23 protein-coding genes are annotated in these 20,406 nt (G+C 42.6%); 9 read left to right on the top strand and 14 right to left on the bottom strand.

Annotated features, from left to right (window positions below; translation table 11 throughout):
• Positions 1 to 17 precede the first annotated feature (17 nt).
• The 3 genes from H1A14_RS03570 (at position 18) to H1A14_RS03560 (ending at position 2,437) form a co-directional block, all read left to right on the top strand.
• Complete coding sequence (locus tag H1A14_RS03570) at positions 18 to 1,073, top strand: LLM class flavin-dependent oxidoreductase (protein WP_228527537.1); 1,056 nt, start codon at positions 18 to 20, stop codon at positions 1,071 to 1,073.
• A 114-nt stretch (positions 1,074 to 1,187) separates the two neighbouring features.
• Positions 1,188 to 1,364 (top strand): hypothetical protein, encoded by a 177-nt coding sequence (locus H1A14_RS03565; RefSeq protein WP_194774806.1) that lies wholly within the window; start codon positions 1,188 to 1,190, stop codon positions 1,362 to 1,364.
• 314 nt (positions 1,365 to 1,678) lie between these two features.
• Positions 1,679 to 2,437, top strand: coding sequence for a DUF3667 domain-containing protein (locus tag H1A14_RS03560; RefSeq protein WP_194774805.1), 759 nt, complete (start codon positions 1,679 to 1,681; stop codon positions 2,435 to 2,437).
• A gap of 243 nt (positions 2,438 to 2,680) precedes the next feature.
• On the opposite strand, the gene H1A14_RS03555 is transcribed toward H1A14_RS03560, so the two are convergent.
• From H1A14_RS03555 to H1A14_RS03545, 3 genes are read right to left on the bottom strand one after another with little or no spacing between them, the layout of a single operon-like run.
• Positions 2,681 to 3,265, bottom strand: coding sequence for a DapH/DapD/GlmU-related protein (locus H1A14_RS03555; protein WP_194774804.1), 585 nt, complete (start codon positions 3,263 to 3,265; stop codon positions 2,681 to 2,683).
• A gap of 52 nt (positions 3,266 to 3,317) precedes the next feature.
• On the bottom strand, positions 3,318 to 3,620 hold the full coding sequence (locus tag H1A14_RS23390) for a type II toxin-antitoxin system RelE/ParE family toxin (RefSeq protein ID WP_194774803.1): 303 nt from the start codon (positions 3,618 to 3,620) through the stop codon (positions 3,318 to 3,320).
• Positions 3,617 to 3,859 (bottom strand): type II toxin-antitoxin system ParD family antitoxin, encoded by a 243-nt coding sequence (locus tag H1A14_RS03545; RefSeq protein ID WP_194774802.1) that lies wholly within the window; start codon positions 3,857 to 3,859, stop codon positions 3,617 to 3,619. Before H1A14_RS03545 ends, H1A14_RS23390 begins: the two co-directional genes overlap by 4 nt.
• A 214-nt stretch (positions 3,860 to 4,073) precedes the next feature.
• Here H1A14_RS03545 and H1A14_RS03540 point away from each other — a divergent pair, with 214 nt between their 5' ends.
• Complete coding sequence (locus H1A14_RS03540) at positions 4,074 to 4,820, top strand: hypothetical protein (protein WP_194774801.1); 747 nt, start codon at positions 4,074 to 4,076, stop codon at positions 4,818 to 4,820.
• 74 nt (positions 4,821 to 4,894) lie between these two features.
• On the opposite strand, the gene H1A14_RS03535 is transcribed toward H1A14_RS03540, so the two are convergent.
• The 7 genes from H1A14_RS03535 to arfB all read right to left on the bottom strand — a co-directional run bounded on the left by H1A14_RS03535 (position 4,895) and on the right by arfB (position 10,978).
• The gene (locus H1A14_RS03535) at positions 4,895 to 5,941 is read right to left on the bottom strand and encodes a maleylacetate reductase (RefSeq protein ID WP_194774800.1); all 1,047 of its coding nucleotides are present in this window, start codon (positions 5,939 to 5,941) and stop codon (positions 4,895 to 4,897) included.
• A 9-nt stretch (positions 5,942 to 5,950) separates the two neighbouring features.
• A complete protein-coding gene (locus tag H1A14_RS03530) occupies positions 5,951 to 7,156 on the bottom strand; it encodes an acetyl-CoA C-acyltransferase (protein ID WP_194774799.1) in 1,206 nt (401 codons plus the stop codon).
• Entirely contained in the window at positions 7,153 to 7,926 is a 774-nt protein-coding gene (locus tag H1A14_RS03525; protein WP_194774798.1) for a CoA-transferase subunit beta, read from the bottom strand. Before H1A14_RS03525 ends, H1A14_RS03530 begins: the two co-directional genes overlap by 4 nt.
• A gap of 3 nt (positions 7,927 to 7,929) precedes the next feature.
• Positions 7,930 to 8,751 carry a CoA transferase subunit A gene (locus H1A14_RS03520; protein WP_194774797.1) on the bottom strand — a complete coding sequence of 274 codons (822 nt, stop codon included), beginning with the start codon at positions 8,749 to 8,751 and terminating at the stop codon, positions 7,930 to 7,932.
• Positions 8,748 to 9,731: a VOC family protein gene (locus tag H1A14_RS03515; RefSeq protein WP_194774796.1), complete on the bottom strand. Its 984-nt coding sequence runs from the start codon at positions 9,729 to 9,731 to the stop codon at positions 8,748 to 8,750. Before H1A14_RS03515 ends, H1A14_RS03520 begins: the two co-directional genes overlap by 4 nt.
• Before the next feature lie 127 nt (positions 9,732 to 9,858).
• Positions 9,859 to 10,440 carry a Crp/Fnr family transcriptional regulator gene (locus H1A14_RS03510; protein ID WP_228527535.1) on the bottom strand — a complete coding sequence of 194 codons (582 nt, stop codon included), beginning with the start codon at positions 10,438 to 10,440 and terminating at the stop codon, positions 9,859 to 9,861.
• Between the two features lie 106 nt (positions 10,441 to 10,546).
• Positions 10,547 to 10,978: an alternative ribosome rescue aminoacyl-tRNA hydrolase ArfB gene (gene arfB / locus H1A14_RS03505; protein WP_228527533.1), complete on the bottom strand. Its 432-nt coding sequence runs from the start codon at positions 10,976 to 10,978 to the stop codon at positions 10,547 to 10,549.
• A gap of 255 nt (positions 10,979 to 11,233) precedes the next feature.
• Between arfB and H1A14_RS03500 the strand changes: the two genes are divergently transcribed.
• The 4 genes from H1A14_RS03500 (at position 11,234) to H1A14_RS03485 (ending at position 15,022) form a co-directional block, all read left to right on the top strand.
• The gene (locus H1A14_RS03500) at positions 11,234 to 11,848 is read left to right on the top strand and encodes a hypothetical protein (RefSeq protein WP_228527532.1); all 615 of its coding nucleotides are present in this window, start codon (positions 11,234 to 11,236) and stop codon (positions 11,846 to 11,848) included.
• Between the two features lie 138 nt (positions 11,849 to 11,986).
• Complete coding sequence (locus tag H1A14_RS03495) at positions 11,987 to 13,087, top strand: efflux RND transporter periplasmic adaptor subunit (protein ID WP_194774794.1); 1,101 nt, start codon at positions 11,987 to 11,989, stop codon at positions 13,085 to 13,087.
• Positions 13,084 to 14,337, top strand: coding sequence for an ABC transporter permease (locus H1A14_RS03490; RefSeq protein WP_194774793.1), 1,254 nt, complete (start codon positions 13,084 to 13,086; stop codon positions 14,335 to 14,337). The genes H1A14_RS03495 and H1A14_RS03490 overlap by 4 nt, the downstream gene beginning before the upstream one ends.
• 1 nt (position 14,338) lies before the next feature.
• Positions 14,339 to 15,022 carry an ABC transporter ATP-binding protein gene (locus H1A14_RS03485; protein WP_194774792.1) on the top strand — a complete coding sequence of 228 codons (684 nt, stop codon included), beginning with the start codon at positions 14,339 to 14,341 and terminating at the stop codon, positions 15,020 to 15,022.
• Positions 15,023 to 15,059: 37 nt separating this feature from the next.
• On the opposite strand, the gene H1A14_RS03480 is transcribed toward H1A14_RS03485, so the two are convergent.
• Positions 15,060 to 16,268, bottom strand: a complete 1,209-nt coding sequence (locus H1A14_RS03480; protein WP_194774791.1) for a bifunctional alpha/beta hydrolase/OsmC family protein — start codon at positions 16,266 to 16,268, stop codon at positions 15,060 to 15,062.
• Positions 16,269 to 16,348: 80 nt separating this feature from the next.
• Positions 16,349 to 17,422, bottom strand: a complete 1,074-nt coding sequence (locus tag H1A14_RS03475) for an AI-2E family transporter (protein ID WP_194774790.1) — start codon at positions 17,420 to 17,422, stop codon at positions 16,349 to 16,351.
• A gap of 344 nt (positions 17,423 to 17,766) precedes the next feature.
• Here H1A14_RS03475 and H1A14_RS03470 point away from each other — a divergent pair, with 344 nt between their 5' ends.
• Positions 17,767 to 19,311 carry a GH3 family domain-containing protein gene (locus H1A14_RS03470; protein ID WP_194774789.1) on the top strand — a complete coding sequence of 515 codons (1,545 nt, stop codon included), beginning with the start codon at positions 17,767 to 17,769 and terminating at the stop codon, positions 19,309 to 19,311.
• 9 nt (positions 19,312 to 19,320) lie between these two features.
• Here the strand turns inward: H1A14_RS03470 and H1A14_RS03465 are convergent, their stop codons facing one another.
• Both H1A14_RS03465 and H1A14_RS03460 read right to left on the bottom strand, forming a co-directional pair.
• Positions 19,321 to 19,890, bottom strand: coding sequence for a hypothetical protein (locus H1A14_RS03465; RefSeq protein WP_194774788.1), 570 nt, complete (start codon positions 19,888 to 19,890; stop codon positions 19,321 to 19,323).
• Positions 19,891 to 19,929: 39 nt separating this feature from the next.
• Positions 19,930 to 20,391 carry a hypothetical protein gene (locus H1A14_RS03460; RefSeq protein ID WP_194774787.1) on the bottom strand — a complete coding sequence of 154 codons (462 nt, stop codon included), beginning with the start codon at positions 20,389 to 20,391 and terminating at the stop codon, positions 19,930 to 19,932.
• Between the last annotated feature and the right edge of the window lie 15 nt (positions 20,392 to 20,406).

Below are 20,406 nucleotides of genomic sequence, written 5' to 3'. Positions count from 1 at the left end.
CCTAAAATGGAATTAATATGGATGATATTTCCTTTACCAATAGCATGAAAAATCAAGATATAGCATATTCTATTTTAGAATTGGCACTTGTTCCGCAAAGTGCTACGATCAAGCAGACCCTGAATAATTCTCTGGCATTGGCTAAAGAGGCTGAGGCCTTAAACTACAAGCGGTTTTGGTTTGCGGAGCATCATAACGCAGAACATATTGGCAGCAGTGCAACATCCATCCTCATTGGGTATGTGGCTGAAAACACCAAAACCATTAGGGTAGGGTCAGGTGGCGTGATGCTTCCCAATCACTCCCCTTTAATTGTCGCCGAACAGTTTGGGACTTTAGCGCATTTATATCCCAACAGAATAGATTTAGGGCTAGGAAGAGCTCCGGGTACAGATCAGCAAACCGCTCAGGCCATTAGGTCTGATTTTATGCAGGCCGCTCACGCGTTTCTTCAGGAATTAGATAAGATTCAGAAATACTTTTCTACAGAAAATAAGCATTCCAAAGTAAGGGCTACCATAGCAGAGGGCACAGGTGTACCACTTTATATTTTAGGTTCCAGTACGGATAGTGCGCATCTAGCGGCAAAAAAAGGTTTGCCTTATGCTTTTGCAAGTCATTTTGCGGCAACACATTTATTCCATGCATTAAAAATTTATCACGATGAATTTCAGCCTTCTGAATTTCTGAAAGAACCCTATACCCTTGCAGGGATAAATGTTTTTGTAGCGGATACCGATGAAGAAGCTGAAAAATTGTTCACCACCTTGATCAAGATGTTTTTTGGTGTTCTGACAGGAGAAAAGAAACCGCTACAGCCCCCGACAGAAATGAATCAGGAATTGAAGGAAATCATGAACCATCCTTCAATGCAACCATTCCTGAAATATTCTTTTGTGGGAAGCAAGCAAACGGTAAAAAAGCAAATAATGGAATTTGTTGCAAAAACCGGGGTGAATGAGCTAATCGCAGTATCTACCATGTATGCCCTCGAAGACCGAATTAAATCCACAAAATTATTTGCGGAAGTAATGATGGAAATAAATGAACAGGTCAGGGAAACCATTCGATAACATTTGAAGCAAAATCATTGATGCTGAATTCTCCCTTGGTGCTTAGCTCCAATTTGCTTTAAGGACAGTGTTACAGGTGAAAAAAAATAAATCAGAAACTTTGATCAAATTCCCTTGCGTGACCCCATCGATGCCATAAAGGTAAGGATGGAAGATTTGGGATTGAAAGCCAAAGACCATATCCCCACAATTGGAGATAAAGGAACCGTGTCAAAAGTATTCAAACAAAAAAATTCCACTTTCTTTGAAAATGATCCGAAACTTGTGCCAAATGCTTGGTATTCCAGCTGAAGTACTTTTTCAGGAAATTCAATGTGAAGTCGCCTATCTAAATCTAATGGTTCCGAAAGCAATATATTTAATATGACTTTGATTTTATTATGATCAAGTATGATTGACATGAACTTTCAGGTGCTCTGCAAATCCGGATGCTGACCTTAGTTCGATTTTGGCAAGGATGTTAATTTATAGAGCAGAGACAAGATTTTTTAATTCTAATTCAATCTTTTGTATTTTAGTTGAGCAGTATTGCCCCAATTCCCATTTGGAACCCAATCTGTGAAAGTTGTCCAGATCTTTGTCAAATATCCGTAAGCCTTAAGAAAATGCCCAACACCAAAATCTGCAAGAATTGTGGCCAAAAAAACGAAGGCAACTTTTGTCGCCATTGCGGACAAGTGGCGGACACCAGAAGATTGACGATGCGGCACATTTGGATTGATTTACAAAATGGGATTGTCAACTTTGATAAAGGAATATTTTATACCATTAAGCAACTCCTTACAAGACCTGGCCATAGCATCCGAGAGTATATAGAAGGAAAAAGGGTGCACCATTTTAAACCACTGTCCTTTGTGGTTGTTTTGGCGACCATTTATGGATTGCTTTACCATTTTTTAATCCCCACCTCATTCGATGTAAATACTGTCAACAGTTCAGACAATTTATTGGGTGTATATGAAAAAGTGATCAATTGGAGTGTAGACCATTTTGCCTATGCCACATTGATCTTGATCATAAGTAGTTCTGTTTCCTCTTTTCTGGTCTTTAGGAAACAAGGCTATAATTTGGCAGAGCATTTGGTGCTGAACACATATTACAGGGGTTTGGTAATGATGATTTCGCTACTTATTTTCCCGGTGCTATATGCATTGCACAGCGCGGGTAATGACAGTTTCAAAACATTTGTACCTGTTTTTCAGCTAATTGATTTTGTATTGTTGTATTGGTGCTATTCTCAATTCTTCGATAAACTCACTAAGATTCGATCCTTCTTGCTGACATTGTTATCTTTTGTATTGTTAAATGTTTTTAACATGATTCTAGCTTTAATTGCTGGGCTAGTTGCGAATTCGGTTTTTTAGGATCCTATCCATTCATTTTATACAGAATTAATTATTCCAACTTATTGCCTCAACTCAAATTCTAAATCCATCACAACAAAGAGTGGTTGAACAAAGGGACGCTCATTTTTAAAGATGAAGTAAACTTTATGAAAACCTGTAGAAAAATAATTTAAAAATGAGGTGATATTACTGTATCCCTAAAAGATTGATTCTAAATGTAATTTTAAAGCCGCAAAATCAACATTATTTGACTGATTGAAACTATAAATCAATTGCCTTGATCACTTTAGCCGGGATGCCACCCACTACGGTATTGTCAGGCACATCCCTGTTTACGACCGCTCCTGCTGCGACGATGGCATTTTCACCTACAGTCACTCCGGGCAGAATGGTGGCTCCTGCACCGATCCAGGCATTGCGCTTGATATGGACTTGTCCCAATATCAAGTGCCTTCTGATTTTGGGGTCTACAGGATGGTTTTCGCTGGTGATTTTCACCTGTGGACCTATCATCACATTGTCTTCGATGGTAATCCCGCCTAAGTCCAAAAAAGAACATCCATGGTTGATAAAAACGCATTTACCGATCCAGATAAACTTTCCAAAGTTGGTATGGAAAGGCGGAAACACGGTTGTGTAGGCATGCAAAGGCTCAGGCAGCACTTCGTTTAAAATTTCCCTGATTTTATTCAGGTCACCCGATTGATTGAGTTGGGTAATTTGAAAGATGGTTTTGGCTACTTGCTCATTGAATTTGGCATATTGAGGCTCATTGAGATTGATAGGGATGCCTGAAGGGAGGATTTTATAAGTAGAGTTATTTAGCAGAGTGGATTTCTTTTCCATAGTTGAATGAGTAAATATTTTAAAAGTTTAATAGCTTACAGATGTAGTTCTATCACTTTAGATGTCTTTTAATTTCCATTCTCTCATGAAGAATCCTTACAATTTCTATAACATCATCTTCTGCTCTTCGGTAAAAAATAAGGTGGGATTTAACTTTTACAACTCGATAATCTTTTCTTATCGTTTCCAAAGATTTTCCAATGAAATAATGTGCAGCTACAAATTCGATTTCCTGAATCAATTGGGAATAGTACCTGTCCGCTTGTTTTAGTGACCAGTTTTTTAGGGTGTACAACCAAATTTTATCCAAATCTTCAATAGCTTCTTTACTGATTCGAAAACCCGGACCGTTCATAGGTGCTTGTCATGAAGTCTTTTAAGGTGTTCTTTAGGTTCGAAATTTTCATCAAAGCCACTTGATTCCCCTGCTTCCAGGGCTTTGATCAATTCACTTTCTTTTCTTTCCTCTTGTTCCAGAAGCCTTAGTGCAGACCGGATTACCTCACTGGTTGAACTGTATCTTCCTGATTTTACCTCTTCATTGATGAAGGCTTCAAAATAAGGACCTAAAGAAATTGAAGTGTTTTTACCCATGATCTTTTACGTTTCCCCTAAGTTACCAAGAATTGGTAATGAGACAAAAAGACCTTTACAATTTTTACCCGTTATTAAATCCAAAAGGTAATCGGTTTTACTAAATTTAAACGGAGTATATACGGAGTTAATACCGACTATATACGGAGTTAATAGTATATTAATAGCTATCAATTTGTTATATTGCTTATCTTAAACATAAAAAAAAGTAGTTATGGCTAGGCAAGCGGGTGGATTACAATTGGAAGGGACCATTGGCAATATGATCTTCTACAAAATGAATGGCAAATACTATGTGCGCAGTAAAGGAGCACCAAGTAAAGCTAAGCTAAAAAAAGGGAAGGCCTTTGAGAACTCAAGAAGGGTCAGTGCTGAGTTTGGACATGCCTCAAAAATGGCGTCTAAAGTGGTGCATGCTGCAAAGCCATTGATGAATCCGGGAAATCACACTGGTTTGCACGGGAAGTTAACGGAGCAACTTCAACGGGTGTTACAAACAGACAGGCAAAGTGCATACGGCGATAGGAAAATCAGTTTAGGTGACTTATCCCTTTTGGAGGGGTTTGATTTTGAACAAACCAAACTTAAAAGTCATCTCATTGCCCTTCCAAAAATAAAATCATCTCAGCGAGATATAAAGGTAGATTTTTCAGGTATGAAGATTTTGGATCCTCGTTCGGTTCCGGAAGGTGCCAGTCATTTCCGATTGGATATGGTCTCAGTCATTTTTGACGAGCAAAAAATGTCCGGCCAAACTATGGACCTGAAGGGTCAGAACCAATTGCTTTCTGTCCCATTATCTGCATTGGGAACCATTGTTCTACCAAAGCCACATGCTGAAACTGATGACTCCGTCTTTTTGATTTTACTTGGGTTGGTTTTTTTACAGGAAGTCAACGGAGAAATGCACGAACTATCGGGTAAACGCAGTGTGGGTGTTATAGCTGCTTTCAGGCTATAAGCAGATGAGTTAGCTAAAAAATCCGCTGTTGTATCATTCCGTATATTCAAAGAAAAAAAATAGCTAATCCTGCTTCAATAAGCCTCTTTCAACATCTCCAATAACTTCTCCGTATCCAAAGGCGCAGGATTGCTATAGTGCATGTCCATCAAATAAGAAACAGCTTCTTCAAGGCTATCCTCCTTCATTCCCAAATCCCTTAATTTAAAATCCACTCCCATCTGCTGCTGCAAGTTCAAAATGGATGCATAAGGCTGCTCGTCCTGGAAGAGCAACTGAAAAGCAGACCGGATACTGGAATCCAGGTATGGCCACTGGTATTTGAGGACATAGGGCAGGATCAAGGTGTGGGTTTTGGCATGGTCCAAACCAAAATTCCCTCCCAAAACATGGGCGGTTTTGTGGTGGAGCCCCATACTGACTTCGCTGAGCACCTTCCCTCCTACATAAGCCCCAAACAACAATTTTCGATTGGTGGCCTCGTCCAACTTCCCTCTGGTTGAAAGTGCTTTCAACCCTTCAAGCAATTCCTTGATGCCCATTTCGGTCATCGATTCGATAAGGGGATTTTTCTCCACACTGTACAGCGCCTCGAGCAGATGGGCCAGGGCATTGAAAGCGCTGGGTACTGCCAAACCAAGGGGCAAACCCATTGAGAGCTCTGGGTCATAAAAAATCCTGTGTGGATGGACCCGGTCATCTCTTTTCACCACTTTTTTGCCCTGGTAGGAGATCCCATAGATATTGGTCATTTCTGATCCCGAATAGGTGGTGGGAACCGCCCAGAATTCCATTTTCCGCTCCAAAACCAAAGCCTTGGCCAAGCCAATGGCAGATCCTCCACCTACGGCAAGGATGAGGTCCGGCTTGTCCTTTTCAAAAAAATCCAAAGCCTCCTTTACCAAAGCATCAGGTACATGTTGGGCTACCTGATCAAAATGCACCAAAGTATCTACCTCTTGAAAGTTGCTGATTTCCTCAAGAATTGGGGCATTCCGCTTGCTGGCAATGACCCCAATGTTTCTAGATTTCCCTCCTTTCAGTTCTTCCTTCAAAGATGGGATCAAAGGCTTTCCGAAAATGACTTTCGCCCCGATACTTTTGTAGGTAAATGCTTCCATAATTTCTGCTCAAACTCTTTCCAAAACCACCGCATACCCCTGTCCTACCCCTACACACAGGGTTGCCAAGGCATAACGTCTATTTTTCAACTGTAATTCCAAAGCGGCTGTTTGAATAATCCGGGTACCTGACATGCCCAGCGGGTGCCCCAGGGCAATGGCCCCTCCATTGGGATTGATGCGCGGGTCCTCGTCATCCAAGCCCCAAGCCCTGATACAGGCCAGTGCCTGGGCAGCAAAAGCTTCATTTAGCTCAATTACATCCAATTGATCCCAACCAATGCCTGCTTTGGCCAGTGCCTGATTGGCTGCCTCCACCGGTCCTATGCCCATCAGCCGCGGCTCTACACCCACGACAGCTGTACTCAGGATTTTGGCCGAAGGTGTTAAGCCAAACTTTTTAACCGCATTTTCAGAAGCGACAAGCATCGCCGCAGCACCGTCATTCAAACCGGATGAATTCCCGGCCGTCACCGAGCCTCCCTTTTTAAAAGCGGGATTCAGAGCTGACAGTTTTTCGATAGTGGTGTCCTCTCTGATAAATTCATCTTCAGCAAATACAATGGCTTCACTTCGTTTCGATGGAATAATAATGGGTATGATTTCTTTGGCAAATCTTCCATTTTCTCTTGCCTTGGCTGCCTTCAACTGAGAGGCCAAGGCAAACTTATCCTGGTCCTCCCTACTTATCCCGAACTTTTCAACCAGGTTTTCGGCGGTAATTCCCATGGGATCTACGCCGTAGCTCTCCTCCATTTTGGAATTGACAAATCGCCATCCGAAACTGGAATCATACATGGTGGCATCATTTCCGAAAGCTGTGCTTGGCTTGGCCAATACATATGGCCCACGGGTCATGTGTTCAACACCTCCTGCGATAAAAAGATCTCCATCCCCTGCCTGTATGGCCCGCTTGGCATGTACCACCGCCGACATGCCGGAGGCACACAACCGGTTGATGGTTTCCCCGGGTACCGAGACAGGTAAGCCTGCCAACAAAGCAGCCATCCGGGCCACGTTTCGGTTGTCCTCTCCTGCCTGATTGTGACATCCCAAAATGACATCATCAATGGCCTCTTTCGGCAATTCCGGAAATTTATCCGTCAGTGCCTTGATCACGAAAGCCGCAAGGTCATCTGCCCGGACTAAAGAAAGGCCCCCCTTAAACTTCGCAATCGGGGTACGAACCCCTTCTATGACATAGGCTGTTTTCATGGCATGGTTTGGCTATGGGCCAGCTCGGTCCGGTTTTGAAGGCCTCGCAGGGCCTCAAGGTAAGCTTTGGGTGGGGCTTTGGTCGTTTTCAAATCCGGTGAGATCTTGAGATTCCATTGTGTATTGTCCCGGATTTCCTCCAAGGTCACCCCGGGATGGATGGAAGTCAGCATAAATTCTTTACTGATGGCGTGAGGTTCCAATATACCTAAATCCGTGATGATAACTTGAGGTCCTTCTCCTGAAATTCCGGATTTTCTCCTTTCATCCCCTCCTCTGAGGTACCCCACCGAGGTAATGAAATCCACCTGGTCTACAAAGGCCCTTTTGGTTTGTCTCATGATGACATAGGTCTTCTTGGCATTGGCAGCAATTTCTGGAGCCCCACCCGCACCGGGCAGACGTACTTTTGGATTTTTATAGGAGCCGATCACAGTCGAATTGATATTGCCATATTTGTCAATTTGGGCGCCACCCAAAAAACCAATGTCAACTTTTCCCGCCTGCAGCCAGTAACTGAAAATTTCAGGCACTGAAACCACAGAGGATGCCGTGGCTGCCAAGATATCGTCTCCGATGGAAAGTGGCAACACCTCTGGTTTGGTATCAATGGTTCCGGATTCATAAATTAAAACAATATCCGGCGCATGGGTAATCCTGGCCAAGTTACAGGCAGTGCTTGGCAATCCAATGCCCACAAAACACACCTCCCCATTGCCCAACATTTGAGAAGCCGTGATGATCATCATTTCGTCTTTGGTATAGTCCATAAGTTATGCATCCTGTGTTTTATTCATCACTTGGGTTTCGATCCATTCCTGAAACCTTGACATGTCTTTGGAAATGCCGTCCCATGATTTGTAGAACTGGTTGTTTCTTTGGGAATAACCCATGGCGTAAGATGGGTGCGCCCCGCCAGGAACTTTGGTAATACCCGCTACCAACCAATGCGGTATATAAATGCCCTGATACGTTTTGTCCAGTTCATCCACCACCTCTTCCACAGTCACCAAAACTTTTTTGGCTGCATAGGCAGCTTCTTTCTGAACTCCAGTAATACCCCAGATTTTGACATTTCCCTTTTTGTCGGCTTGTTGGGCATGGATGATGGTCACATCCGGGTTGATGGCTTTGATAGCAGCTAATTTTTCCCCTGTGAAGGGACAGTCCACCCATTTGATGTAGGCAGGATTTTCTTTGGCGAGGTCCGTTCCAGTATATCCTCTCAGGATGCCAAACGGAAGGCCAGATGCTCCTGCCTGATACGCACAGGCCATGGCTGCATGACTGTGTTCCTCCCACTCAAGAGGCTGGGGAATGCCTTTTTCTATGGCATCTCTCAAGCGATAAAGTGAACCAACGCCTGGATTCCCTCCCCATGAGAATACGATTTTTTTGACCAGCCCCACACCGATCAATTGATCATAGATCAAATCCGGCGTCATCCTGATCAAAGTCAGGTTTTGGATTCCCTGTCGGATGATTTCATGGCCTGCTGCAAAAGGAATCAAGTGAGTGAATCCTTCTAAAGCAAGGGTTTGGCCTTCATGGATATGACCGGCAATTAATTCCTGCAAGGATACGATTTTGGTCATTTTCTATTTTTGAGGTAACTGGGCAAGGAAATCTTTTCCAAAGGTGCGGTGATCTCGGCACGTCGGTGTTCAAACATAGGAGGAAGTAATAGTTGGTGCCCCAAAAGATCGGAGGGCTCATCTATGGCAAATCCTATGTCAGAGGTAGCAAATTCAAAAAGTGCACCTGATGGCGTTCTGTTGTAGATGGAATGAAAGTAATTTCGGTCTTTAAGCTCCGTCACATCCGTATACCCAAATCCTTCTATGTAGGCTTTAAGTTCGAGGTTATACTCATCCTTTTCAGTAGCAAAAGCAATGTGGTGAGGAATCCCTACACCAAATGTCCAAGAGCCCTGTTCCATATTGGGCACATGGTGAAGTTCAATGGTTTTTTGTGCACCTCCTCCTTTGATGTGGTAACGGTGAAAATCGCCATCTTGGCCAACCTTTTCGAAACGCAGGACCTCTGTCAGGTAAGCATTCATCTCAATGATGTCTCTGGATCGAATGGTTGCCCCAAAAATTCCCTTTACACCATTTGCTTTGGAAATTTCGTCGGTTTGCCAGGCATTTCTTTGGTCTTGGTCATCACCGACTACAGCCATACCTATACCGCTTCTGTCCTCAAAAGTGATCATTCTTTGGCCAAACCTTTCAATAATGCCGGAATTTTCCACTCCATGATTTTTAAGGTGCTTTGCCCAAAAATCCAGGGCATCATTGGCTACAGAAAATGAGGAGGTTTCGATCTGACCCGAGCCTTTTCTTCCGTAAACGCCAGCTTTCTTAAATGGAAAAGTGGTCCAAACCGAACCAACTTCCGCATCTGCATTGGCATAATACAAATGATAAATACTGGCTGCACCATCAAACAATACCGTTTGTTTGATCATACGCATGCCCAATACCTGGGTCACAAAATCTACGTCTTCTTGGGCTGAACCTACACTGACAGTCAGGTGATGGATGCCGTGGATGTATTCAGAAGGATGTTGCATGATTATTTTGGGTTTAAGGTTTCAAACTTATCTTTCTCAAATTAACCCCAGCTTTTTGTCCAATGTTGTCATTGTGCCAATTAAAAATCAACCCTCATCCATTTTATTAAACTACTTTAACGATATGCTACCTGCCAGCCAGTTTCCTTCGGATCATGCTGAGAAATTCCGGTGTGATACCCAAGTAAGAGGCGATGTATTTTTGAGGAAGGATAAGTTCGAGCTTTCCAAAATTTTGGGTGAAAGTCAGGTACTTTTCTTCAGCTGTGAAAGAGATGTTCCTGATGATCCGCTTTTGATGGCTGACCAGAGAATTTTGAAACAAGATTCTGAAGTACTTTTCGAAGTTGGGGAATTTAGCACACAGGCTCTCAAATTCCTTTTTCCCCAAAATATAAACTTCAGTATTAGCCATGGCCTTGATGGAATAAATGGATGCTTCTTCTTGCATAAAACTGTTGAGGTCTCCAGTCCACCAATTTTCAATCCCAAACTGTATGACATGGATGAAATCCTTTTCCCCTGTAAAATAGGTCATCAAGCAGCCGGATTTGATTAATATAAAGGGGCAACTTCCAGGTCCGCTCTCAAAAAGCATTTCATTTTTTTTAAATTTCTGATAATGTGCCAAATCAAAAAATGCATCCAATTCCTTTTGTTGAAAATCAACATAAGATCTAAAATTTTTGATGATGGAATCACTGTACATAAAGGAAATTAGGGCTTGGTTTCAAAAATACACATTTCAAAATTGAATACAGGATTAAGCGAAAGCAGGTCTTTTAGGCTAGCCGCTCAACTTGCAGTATTTGGGTCTATTCAGGCTTTTTCCTAAAGAGCTTTTTTTGGCAATGCGCTTTCTTGGCTTCCAGTCTTTTTTTGACCGCTGCTTTGCTTGGTTTGGTTGCTTTCCGGACTTTCCTAGGTTTAAAAGCCCGGGTCAGTTCCTCATAAAATTTCTTTATGGCCAATTCCTTGTTTTGTACTTGGGACCTATTCTGTTGGGCATGGATGTTAAGCACACCTGAGGAGGTGAGTTTCACCTTCCATTTTCTCAGCAACAAAGTCTTTTCAGCATCATCCAAAACCTGGGAGTTCGGAACATCAAAAGTCAAGGTAACTCTGGAATTGACCTTGTTGACATGCTGACCTCCCGGGCCACTGCTCTTGCTTGCTTTGAATTCCAGTTCAGGGTCAAACAAACGCATTTGTATTTTTTCTTGGATCATTCTTTCAATCAGAGTCATTATATTCAAATTAATGTTTTTGAACTAGGTTCAATAAATTTTGACGACTTACAAAAAACAGGGTACAAAGTAAACAAAACTTTTTATGAAAATTAATCTCGCTTTTTTTAATCAATTTCTCCTTAATTTTAGCCTAAGTAATGTGGCATTTATTCAATAATTCTCTTTCTTTACGGTATATTTTTTTCTAAATTTTAAAAAATGAATCACTGTGTTTAGCAATTTTAAACACCAAAACCAATACAATTATCATTGATGATGAAGAATTTCAAGCTCATTACCCTCCTAGCCTGTTTGCTGTTTTCCCTGCATGCTTTCGCTCAAGAGGAAGAAAGCATAGAAAGTCCGGGTTCTTTAAATGAAGGAACCATAGAAAGCCAATTTGATTATCTCAACAGGATCTCCAACAATTACCAGGACTACAAAGTGATCAAGCGGGTGAATATCGACAAGATCCGAAAAAACATCTCCGATTCCTTGAATGTTTTCCGGAATGAGATAATAGCCAAAAACACCCAAATCAAAGATCAAAAGGCTCAATTGGATCAGTTGAATGCCAACATTGACAACTTGGAACAAAACCTTCAGGAGACCATTGAGATCAAAGATAGCTTTTCCTTTATGGGGATGCACATCCACAAGTCCACCTATTCCAAATTGATGTGGATTCTGGTTTTCATCCTATTGGGTACCCTGCTGTTTTTCCTTTACCTTTATAACCGCAGCCATTCTGTGACTGCAGAGATCAAGAGGACCTTGGATGAAACCAAAGAGGAATTTGAACAACACCGGAAAAACACGCTGGAAAGAGAAAGAAAACTCAATCGGCAATTGGTAGATGAAATGAACAAAAGACTGGAACAAGGTTAATCTTTGCCAAATATGCTCAGGGAGGCACATGATTAAAATCATGTGCCTTTCTTTTTTTTAGTCCCAAAATAATCGGAGATTTAGGGTATATTTAATTCATGATAATCGAAAACAAACGCCTAAAAATGAGCCCTAACTATGCTTCTAAATTGGGTATTTAGACAAAGATTATTGTCTACTTTTCTTGCCTTGATCATCTTCTCCTGCGGCTCCAGCCAAGAAAAAACTTTTCCGACCAGGGAAACCATCACGGAATCCGTCTATGCCTCCGGCATCATCAAAAGTCGCGGTCAATACCAGGTCTTTGCCAACACCAGTGGCTTGATCGCCGAGGTATTTGTCATGGAAGGGGATACAGTATCTCCGGGGAGTCCGCTGATGGCTATCTTGAATGAACCTGCCCGAGTAAGCAGGGAGAGATCCCAACTTTCGGCAGCTTTTTCTCTTTTGCAAGCCAATAAAGAAAAATTGAGAGAGTTAGAAATCAATGTAGAATTGGCTGAAGCCAAAATGAGGAATGACTCCTTGCTTTATGAAAGACAGAAGAGGCTGCGGGAACAAGAAATTGGCTCTCAGCTGGAATTGGAACAAAGAGAACTCAATTTTAAAACCTCTAAAACCAACTTGGAGGCCGCTAAGATTCGATATGGTGAAACGCTACGAGAACTGAGGTTCAATGAGGCAAATGCCAAAAAAACGCTGGAATTAGATCAAAGTCTCGAATCTGACAACATCGTAAAAAGTAAGATCAAAGGCGTAGTCTATGCCTTACTGAAGGAAAAAGGAGAAATGGTGTCCACCCAAAACCCCATAGCCACCTTAGGCAGTGGATCAGATTTCTTCATGGAGCTTCAGGTGGATGAATTTGACATCACCCAGATCAAACAAGGCCAAAAGGTTTATATCAGTATGGACAGCTTTAAAGGGCTAGGTTTTGAAGGTATTGTTAGCAGAATCAATCCAATCATGGATGAAGGCAGTCGCTCTTTTTTGGTTGAAGCTGTTTTTGAAAAATCCCCTCCCATCTTGTATCCCAACCTTACCTTGGAGGCCAATATCCTCTTGGCAAGTAGAGATAGTACCCTTACCTTACCCCGCTCCTATTTGTGGAAAGAAAATCTGGTCATCTTGGCATCCGGGGACACCGTGCAGGTGGAAACAGGACTGAAAAACTATCAAAAAATTGAAATCCTTCAAGGATTAAAAGAGGACGATCAAGTCGTCAAACCAGGCGCATGAAATTCCAACTGATTTTCGATATTGCCAAAGCCCTTTTGATTGCCAGATGGAAGCAGACTTTGGTCGCCGCAGTCGGTGTCACCTTCAGCATCACCATGTTTGTAGCACTTTTGGGCTTTATGAATGGATTGAACAACCTGCTGGATGGCCTAATTCTCAACCGCAGTCCCCATGTGCGCTTTTTCAATGAGATTAAACCTAACCCTGACCAGCCCATCGAGGGATTTTATGGAGAAGGCATGAACATCATCCGTTCGATTAAGCCAAGTGGCGGACTTTTGAAAATCCACAATGGCGGTGCCATCCTGGAAAACCTGAAAAATGATCCACGGGTATTGGGCGTCGCTCCCAAAATTTCCCTACAGGTCTTTTACAATGTAGGCAACATAGACATCACGGGAGTCATCAATGGCATCGATGTACAGGCAGAAAGATCGCTCTTTGCCTTTGAGGATTATGTCACAGAAGGTAATGCCGAAGATCTGGAGAACATCTCCAACAGCATCATTTTGGGGAAAGGGGCGGCAGACCGCATGTTGGCCAATATTGGAGATGTCATTCAAGCCACCACTGCTTCAGGGGACAGATTTCGCCTAAGAGTGGTGGGCTATTACCAGTCCGGTCTCCAGGATTTGGACAATGTTCAGAGTTATGCTTCCATATCAACTGCCCAAAAAATGCTGGGAGAGCCTTCCAACTACATGACAGACATTCAGGTGAAATTAAATGACTTTGATCAGTCACCGGCATTTGCAAGGGAAATGGGGCCCATTTTCGGCACCCAAGCGGAAGACATTCAGATGGCCAATGCCCAGTTTGAAACGGGATCCGATATCCGGAATATGATCAGCTATGCGGTAGGCATTACCCTCTTGATCGTTTCAGGTTTTGGGATTTACAATATCCTGAACATGATGATCTATGAAAAAATGGACACCATAGCCATTTTGAAAGCCATTGGATTTTCAGGGCTAGATGTAAAGGGCATTTTTATGACAATCGCCATTGGCATTGGGATTTTTGGTGGCGGCATCGGTTTGTTTTTGGGTTATTTATTGTCCATGGGCATAGATCAGGTGCCTTTCGAAACCGAAGCCCTTCCTACTGTAAAAACCTTCCCCGTAAGCTATGATCCCAAATACTACATCATTGGTGGGGTATTCAGTTTGCTGACTACTTTTCTGGCAGGCTACCTTCCTGCAAGAAAAGCCAGTAGCATAGATCCGGTAGAAATCATCAGAGGAAAGTAACATGGAGAAAAAAACCGTTCTAGAGGCCAAATCCATCCATAAATACTTCTATAACCCAACCAAAGCTGAGGTTTTAAAAGGGCTGAGTTTTTCGATAAAAGCCGGTGAGTTTGTATCTGTGGTAGGCAAATCGGGTTGCGGCAAATCCACCCTGCTCTACATTTTATCCACCATGGATACAGATTACAAAGGAGAGCTTTGGATTGATGGGGAACCGATGCGCAAAAGCAGTCCTACTTACCTTTCCCGGATCAGAAATGAAAAAATCGGTTTTGTTTTTCAATTCCATTACCTGCTCAATGAATTTACAGCCTTGGAAAATGTCATGATCCCAGGTCTGAAATTAGGAAAGTATTCCAAGCAGGAACTGGAACACAAGGCCATGGAAAAACTACGGATTTTTGACATGGCAGACCATGCCACCAAAAAAGCCAACCAACTCTCAGGGGGACAAAAACAGAGGGTAGCTATCGCCCGGGCATTGATCAATGACCCCTTGATCATCATGGGAGATGAACCCTCTGGAAACCTGGACAAAAAAAACAGTGATATCGTATTTGGCATTTTCCAGGAACTGGCCAAAGAGTTCCATCAGACCCTTCTAATTGTAACACACGACCCGGATTTTGCTGCCGGTACCGACCGGACCATCACCATGGAAGATGGGAAGATTCTGGATGAATAAGTTTTTCCGTAATGGCTGATGTAAAAACAAAAACTCATTAAAGCAACTTGGTCTCCACCACAATCTCCTCATGCAGGGTCCGGTGAACCGGACAGCGGTTGGCAATTTCCACCAAGCGTTTCAACTGTTCATCATCCAGCTTTCCTTCTATTTTCAGCGCTCTGCTGAACCTGCTGACTTTGGCTTCTGGCTTTTCCACATCCTCACTGTCTTTTTTGTGAACTTTATCATGATCCAGGTATACGGTGACCTCTTTCAGGTCCCATTTTTTCCTTTCGGCATACATCTTCAAAGTCATGACCGTACAGGCTCCCAAAGCTGCCATCAACAGATCATAAGGTGTGGGTCCAAGGTTTTTACCTCCCAAATCAGTCGGCTCATCGGCCACCAAATGATGGTCAGGGGTTTTGATTTCTGAGGTATAATGTTTTCCTGAAAGTCTGACTTTGACCTGATGGCCTTTGGTATCATGGGATTCGGATGCTTTGGTCAGGTACCGGTCTGACCAGGAAGAGATCATTTGGCCCACATACTGACTGTCACTGACATCGTTCAGTAAATGATCCGCCTGATCCAGGGAAATAAAACTTTTGGGATGATAGGCTGCCTGATAAAGTTCTGCTGCATTGGAAATGTCCACGATTTCATCTTGGGGAGAGTGGAAAATCAAAATGGACTTGCGCATATCCTTCAACACCTGAAGCAGTTTCTGCTGCTCCAGGTCTTCCACAAATTCTTTTTTCAGATAAAAACTCTTACCTCCGATGTTGACCTTGGCACTCCCCTTTTCTTTGATGGTGTCCACCTGATCCTTAAAAAGTTTTGTGGCATGATCCGCCTTTGCAGGTGAACCAATGGTCACCACACCCAAAACACTTTCAATCTGATCAGCCGCCAATATTGAAGCAGCACCGCCCAAGGAGTGCCCTACCAACAATTCCGGAGCCTCAAAATGCTCCTCCAGGTATTTGGCGGCATCAATCAGGTCCTGAACATTGGAGGAAAAGTCAGTGTCTTCAAAATCCCCCTCACTGTTGCCCAGACCGGTAAAGTCAAAACTCAGTACTGCGATGCCTTCCCTGCACAGGGCATCACTGATGTTGGAAACCGCAGAAAAGTTTTTGGAGCAGGTAAAGCAGTGGGCAAAAATGGCATAAAACCTGGGGATTTCATCCAAGGGATGGTACAGTCGGGCAGACAATTGAAACCCATTTTTGTTTTCAAATGAGACTTTTTCTATTTTCATGATTGGTCAGTCTGGAGATTTTCTGTTCAAGTTAAAGCAAAAGCATTTCAGGATTTTGTCACCTAGGGGACATAGAGCCATTAAGTTGTGTGTTCAGCCACTGCCTTCTTTTTCTTTGGGGGAAATGTATCACCCAATAAGTATCCATAGGCCTTCCACTTTACACTTTTGTCCAAGGTGATTTTAAGGACACCTACCATAGGAATGAATAAAACCATCCCCGAAATCCCCCAAATCCCTCCTCCAATCAGGATGGCCAAAATGACCGCCAACATATTGATATTTACTTTTCCTCCTACAATTAAGGGGGTAATCAGGTTGTTTTCGATGAGTTGTATGCCCCAAAGTACCAAAAGGGTAACGATAGGGTAGATGATGCCATCAAAAGTAAGAAAGACATACAAAATCACGAGTAGGGAACTGATCAGAACACCGATGTAGGGAATCAGATTCATGACAGCAATAAAAATGGCAAAAAGAAGAAAATATTTGATTCCAAAAAAGTAAAAGAATAATCCGGCCATAAGAGCTACAATTCCGGTTACTTTGATCATGCCAATCAAATAAGCCTGAATCACCCCACCTGCATCCTTTACCCAGTCCATTACCGGATTGTCGCGTTTTCCGAATTTCCTGTAAAGAAATTCAGTGAAAAAGTCCCGGTAATACATGAAAAGAAAAGTAAACAAGGGAATAATTCCGGCGATGGTCAGCCATTTGGCAGTAGACAAAAAGGTGCGGTTAAGATTCTCGGAAGAAAAAAGTTCGGATGCTCCCCAGCCCTGTTCATTGGAACCCATATCAATCCCAAACTTCTTAGTCATGAATTCTGTGAGCTCATCCAAGGATTGGGCTAGTTTTGCGCTGATAAAGGGCACATCGGCAAGCAACCCGATCATTTGATTCAATAAAACATACAGCACCAAGACTGCGAAAAGAGAGACCAAAAAAATACTCAAAGCTATGGCCATGGGCCTCGGGATATTTTTGGTTTCAAGCCATTTGTTCATGGGCATAAGGGCAAAAGCTATGAAAACGGCCCAAGCAACAGGAATCAGAATAAAATCGGCAAACTTGAGGATGACCACTGACAATACCAGAATCAACATGATCAAGGCTGTTTTTTGAACAGGGTGCAAGGTGGGATGGTCCATGGCATAATAAATTCACTTTAAATTAAACATTTTTTATAAGAATCCATCTCCCAACCAAACCATCTGAAAACCTCTAAAAGATAAAAACCCTTCTTCAAAAAGATAAATCAATGTCTGATCAGCTAATAATGATAATTTTTAATTTGTAACATTTAATAAGTCATGATGGTATCAATTTTGTACCTTTACACAGACTTTCCTAAAAAAGAATGTTGAATGAAAGATTAGGAGTGCTTATCTCCTGGATTCGAACCAAGTATCACCATTCAAGTTTTCTATCCTTAATTGGATGAATACGGGGAAAATTACCACCATAAAGACAATCAACGAAAAAGAAAAACAGCATGGCCGTAATCGGAGAAATCATCAAAAAAGCGGTAGAAACTGCCGATAAAATATTTACCAATCCTGATCCTCAGAAAGCCCAAGAGGATGTTTTAAAAGATTTGTTGAAAAAGGCGGAAGACACTGCCTTTGGAAAATATTACCAATTTTCCAATTTGCTGAAAGCTGAGGACATGCGTTCCGCCTTTGCAAATAAAATCCCTTACCACAGTTATGATCAGTTGAGAACAGAATGGTGGCAACAGGTCATCGACGGCGGTGAAGATGTGACATGGCCTGGCAAGGTAGAGTTTTTTGCTGTGTCAAGCGGTACCACCAGTAAAAAGAAGCACATTCCTGTAACTGCTGAGATGCTCAAATCCATACGAAGGGCCGGCCTTCAACAAATCAAAGGGATTGCGGATTTTGATTTGCCTGCAGATTTTTTTGAAAAGGAAATTCTGATGTTTGGCAGCAGTACCAACCTGAAAGAGGTCAATGGCCATTTGGAAGGCGAAATCAGTGGAATAAGCGCCAGTCAGATCCCATTTTGGTTTGAGGGGTTTTATCGACCCGGGGCGGAAATCTCTTCCATAGATGACTGGGACGAAAGAGTAGAAGCCTTGGCCAAAGAAGCCCCAAACTGGGACATAGGTGGAATTTCCGGCATACCTTCTTGGATCGAACTGATGATCAAAAAGGTGATTGAATACCATAAAGTAAAGCACATCCATGAAATCTGGCCCAACTTCCAGGTGTATACCTCTGGAGGTGTGGCTTTTGAGCCTTATCGAAAAAGTTTTGAACGCATCACCGGTAAACCGATCACAGTCATCGATACTTATCTGGCTTCCGAAGGATATTTGGCCACTCAGCTTAGGAAGGACACGGATGCGATGGCACTGATCACAGACAACGGCATTTACTTTGAATTTGTACCCTTCCTACCTGAGAATATGGATGAAGACGGAAGCGTCAACCAAGAAGCAAAAGCGCTTAAAATAGAAGAAGTGGAAGAAGGAGTAGATTATGTCCTTATCATTTCGACCGTATCCGGAGCGTGGCGATACATGATCGGGGATACCATTGCTTTTACGGACAAAGAAAAGGCTGAGATCAAAATCACAGGAAGAACCAAACATTTTCTCAATGTGGTAGGTTCTCAGCTTTCTGTCATTCAGATGAATGAAGCCATGGAAATATTGGGTGAGAAATATGACTTTGGAGTCAAGGAATTTACCGTGGCAGCTATAGAAGAAGAAGGTGAATACCTGCACCGTTGGTACTTAGGATTAGACAAAGAGAGCGAATTGAATGAATCAGAAGTAACTGAATCTTTGGATCAGATTCTACAAGAAAACAACAAGAATTACAAAGTAGCCAGAAGCAAAGCCCTCAAGTCTGTACAAACCAAATTGATACCCGCCAGCCTCTTCCAACAATGGACGGAAGACACCAAGCAAAAAGGGGGGCAGGTAAAGGTGCCGAGGGTGATGAAGGCTGAGGCATTTAAAGAATGGGAAGATTACCTTGCTCAACATAGTTCTGAAAGATCCAGCGAATAATTGCTGGGTCTATTCCGACAACCGATTTTCCATCATTTCCATAATTTCTTCAGGCGGCAGGTAAAGCTTGCTCATCCTCTGTATGTAACTTTCCGGCATGCCGGCCTGATGCAATATGAAGTCTTTGGTATCCAAGATGTAGTCTCCCAATCCATGATTTACAGCATAGGTGTCTGCTGCCCTTTCTGCCGAGATGATAAATTGCTTGGAAGTCAAATACCCAATTCCAAATAAAATCAAAGACCAGGAGTTCATATTGAGGTAATCCATCACATGGCCCAGTTCATGACCAATCCATCCCACCAATACAGTTTCTGGCAATTCATGAATCACCATTTTTTTGCCTTTCAGAGAAAAACACCTGCTGATATTGATGATATAGCTCCTATTTTTTCTGGAACCTAACAGGCTGGTGAACCTGGGTTGGGCCTGCATGACCGATCTTCGGATGTTTTCCTTAAACACAAAATCGATTTGGACATCATGTAGCTGTGGATAAAATGACAGGGCTTTCAGGGTAACCTGTCTTATTTCGTCCGGAATGTTTTTATTCGGTATGTTCTCGTTAAACTGTTGCATGCCATATTTTAAAATGAACTAAAAGTAAAGAATTACGACTCAAATCAAGTCTTCGATCGTAACCTGTTGATTTCTAAAATTGACCCCCTCACCCTCTCCAAGACCCCAAAGGGCTTGGATCAAAGGCGAATTCTGTGAAACAAGCTGGTAATCCACCCCATCAAGATTAAGTTTGCCTACCGGTACCGAGACCCAAATCTTACCCATAGGCAATTTGAGCAAAACCCCTTCTTGAACTTTTTTCATGGCCTGCATGGGAACGGCATTGAGTTGCCTGAGCATCAGCTGATTATTGGCCTTTCTTTTCTCGAGGATATCCCGGCTTTGGTGGAGCATTTCCAATTGGGTCTCATACTTATCTCCGGCAGAACTTTTTTCTTCCCCTTCCACAGCCACTTCAATGGCATCCAATTCCTCTTCAATGGTTTGGTTTTGTTGGTGTAAAATTTCCTTCGCCTTGGCAAGCAAGGCTACTTTGGTCTGGGCTGTTAACGGTATCATAATGCAAAGAAAGGG

It is taken from the genome of Pararhodonellum marinum, from assembly GCF_015354735.1.
GTDB lineage: Bacteria > Bacteroidota > Bacteroidia > Cytophagales > Cyclobacteriaceae > Pararhodonellum > Pararhodonellum marinum.
Note: the sequence above shows the minus strand (reverse complement) of the source record. Positions and strands in the feature narration are given on the sequence as shown.

What these genes read in the sequence shown, in the direction of transcription:
- H1A14_RS03485 (WP_194774792.1), top strand. Translation starts at nt 14,339, where the DNA reads ATGGAGAAAAAAACCGTTCTAGAGGCCAAATCCATCCATAAATACTTC.
- H1A14_RS03535 (WP_194774800.1), bottom strand. Translation starts at nt 5,941, where the DNA reads ATGGAAGCATTTACCTACAAAAGTATCGGGGCGAAAGTCATTTTCGGA.
- H1A14_RS03560 (WP_194774805.1), top strand. Translation starts at nt 1,679, where the DNA reads ATGCCCAACACCAAAATCTGCAAGAATTGTGGCCAAAAAAACGAAGGC.
- H1A14_RS03540 (WP_194774801.1), top strand. Translation starts at nt 4,074, where the DNA reads ATGGCTAGGCAAGCGGGTGGATTACAATTGGAAGGGACCATTGGCAAT.
- H1A14_RS03490 (WP_194774793.1), top strand. Translation starts at nt 13,084, where the DNA reads ATGAAATTCCAACTGATTTTCGATATTGCCAAAGCCCTTTTGATTGCC.
- H1A14_RS03480 (WP_194774791.1), bottom strand. Translation starts at nt 16,268, where the DNA reads ATGAAAATAGAAAAAGTCTCATTTGAAAACAAAAATGGGTTTCAATTG.
- H1A14_RS03470 (WP_194774789.1), top strand. Translation starts at nt 17,767, where the DNA reads ATGGCCGTAATCGGAGAAATCATCAAAAAAGCGGTAGAAACTGCCGAT.
- H1A14_RS03520 (WP_194774797.1), bottom strand. Translation starts at nt 8,751, where the DNA reads ATGACCAAAATCGTATCCTTGCAGGAATTAATTGCCGGTCATATCCAT.
- H1A14_RS03460 (WP_194774787.1), bottom strand. Translation starts at nt 20,391, where the DNA reads ATGATACCGTTAACAGCCCAGACCAAAGTAGCCTTGCTTGCCAAGGCG.
- H1A14_RS03495 (WP_194774794.1), top strand. Translation starts at nt 11,987, where the DNA reads ATGCTTCTAAATTGGGTATTTAGACAAAGATTATTGTCTACTTTTCTT.
- arfB (WP_228527533.1), bottom strand. Translation starts at nt 10,978, where the DNA reads ATGACTCTGATTGAAAGAATGATCCAAGAAAAAATACAAATGCGTTTG.
- H1A14_RS03510 (WP_228527535.1), bottom strand. Translation starts at nt 10,440, where the DNA reads ATGTACAGTGATTCCATCATCAAAAATTTTAGATCTTATGTTGATTTT.
- H1A14_RS03555 (WP_194774804.1), bottom strand. Translation starts at nt 3,265, where the DNA reads ATGGAAAAGAAATCCACTCTGCTAAATAACTCTACTTATAAAATCCTC.
- H1A14_RS03500 (WP_228527532.1), top strand. Translation starts at nt 11,234, where the DNA reads ATGATGAAGAATTTCAAGCTCATTACCCTCCTAGCCTGTTTGCTGTTT.
- H1A14_RS03515 (WP_194774796.1), bottom strand. Translation starts at nt 9,731, where the DNA reads ATGCAACATCCTTCTGAATACATCCACGGCATCCATCACCTGACTGTC.
- H1A14_RS03525 (WP_194774798.1), bottom strand. Translation starts at nt 7,926, where the DNA reads ATGGACTATACCAAAGACGAAATGATGATCATCACGGCTTCTCAAATG.
- H1A14_RS03475 (WP_194774790.1), bottom strand. Translation starts at nt 17,422, where the DNA reads ATGGACCATCCCACCTTGCACCCTGTTCAAAAAACAGCCTTGATCATG.
- H1A14_RS03545 (WP_194774802.1), bottom strand. Translation starts at nt 3,859, where the DNA reads ATGGGTAAAAACACTTCAATTTCTTTAGGTCCTTATTTTGAAGCCTTC.
- H1A14_RS03530 (WP_194774799.1), bottom strand. Translation starts at nt 7,156, where the DNA reads ATGAAAACAGCCTATGTCATAGAAGGGGTTCGTACCCCGATTGCGAAG.
- H1A14_RS23390 (WP_194774803.1), bottom strand. Translation starts at nt 3,620, where the DNA reads ATGAACGGTCCGGGTTTTCGAATCAGTAAAGAAGCTATTGAAGATTTG.
- H1A14_RS03465 (WP_194774788.1), bottom strand. Translation starts at nt 19,890, where the DNA reads ATGCAACAGTTTAACGAGAACATACCGAATAAAAACATTCCGGACGAA.
- H1A14_RS03570 (WP_228527537.1), top strand. Translation starts at nt 18, where the DNA reads ATGGATGATATTTCCTTTACCAATAGCATGAAAAATCAAGATATAGCA.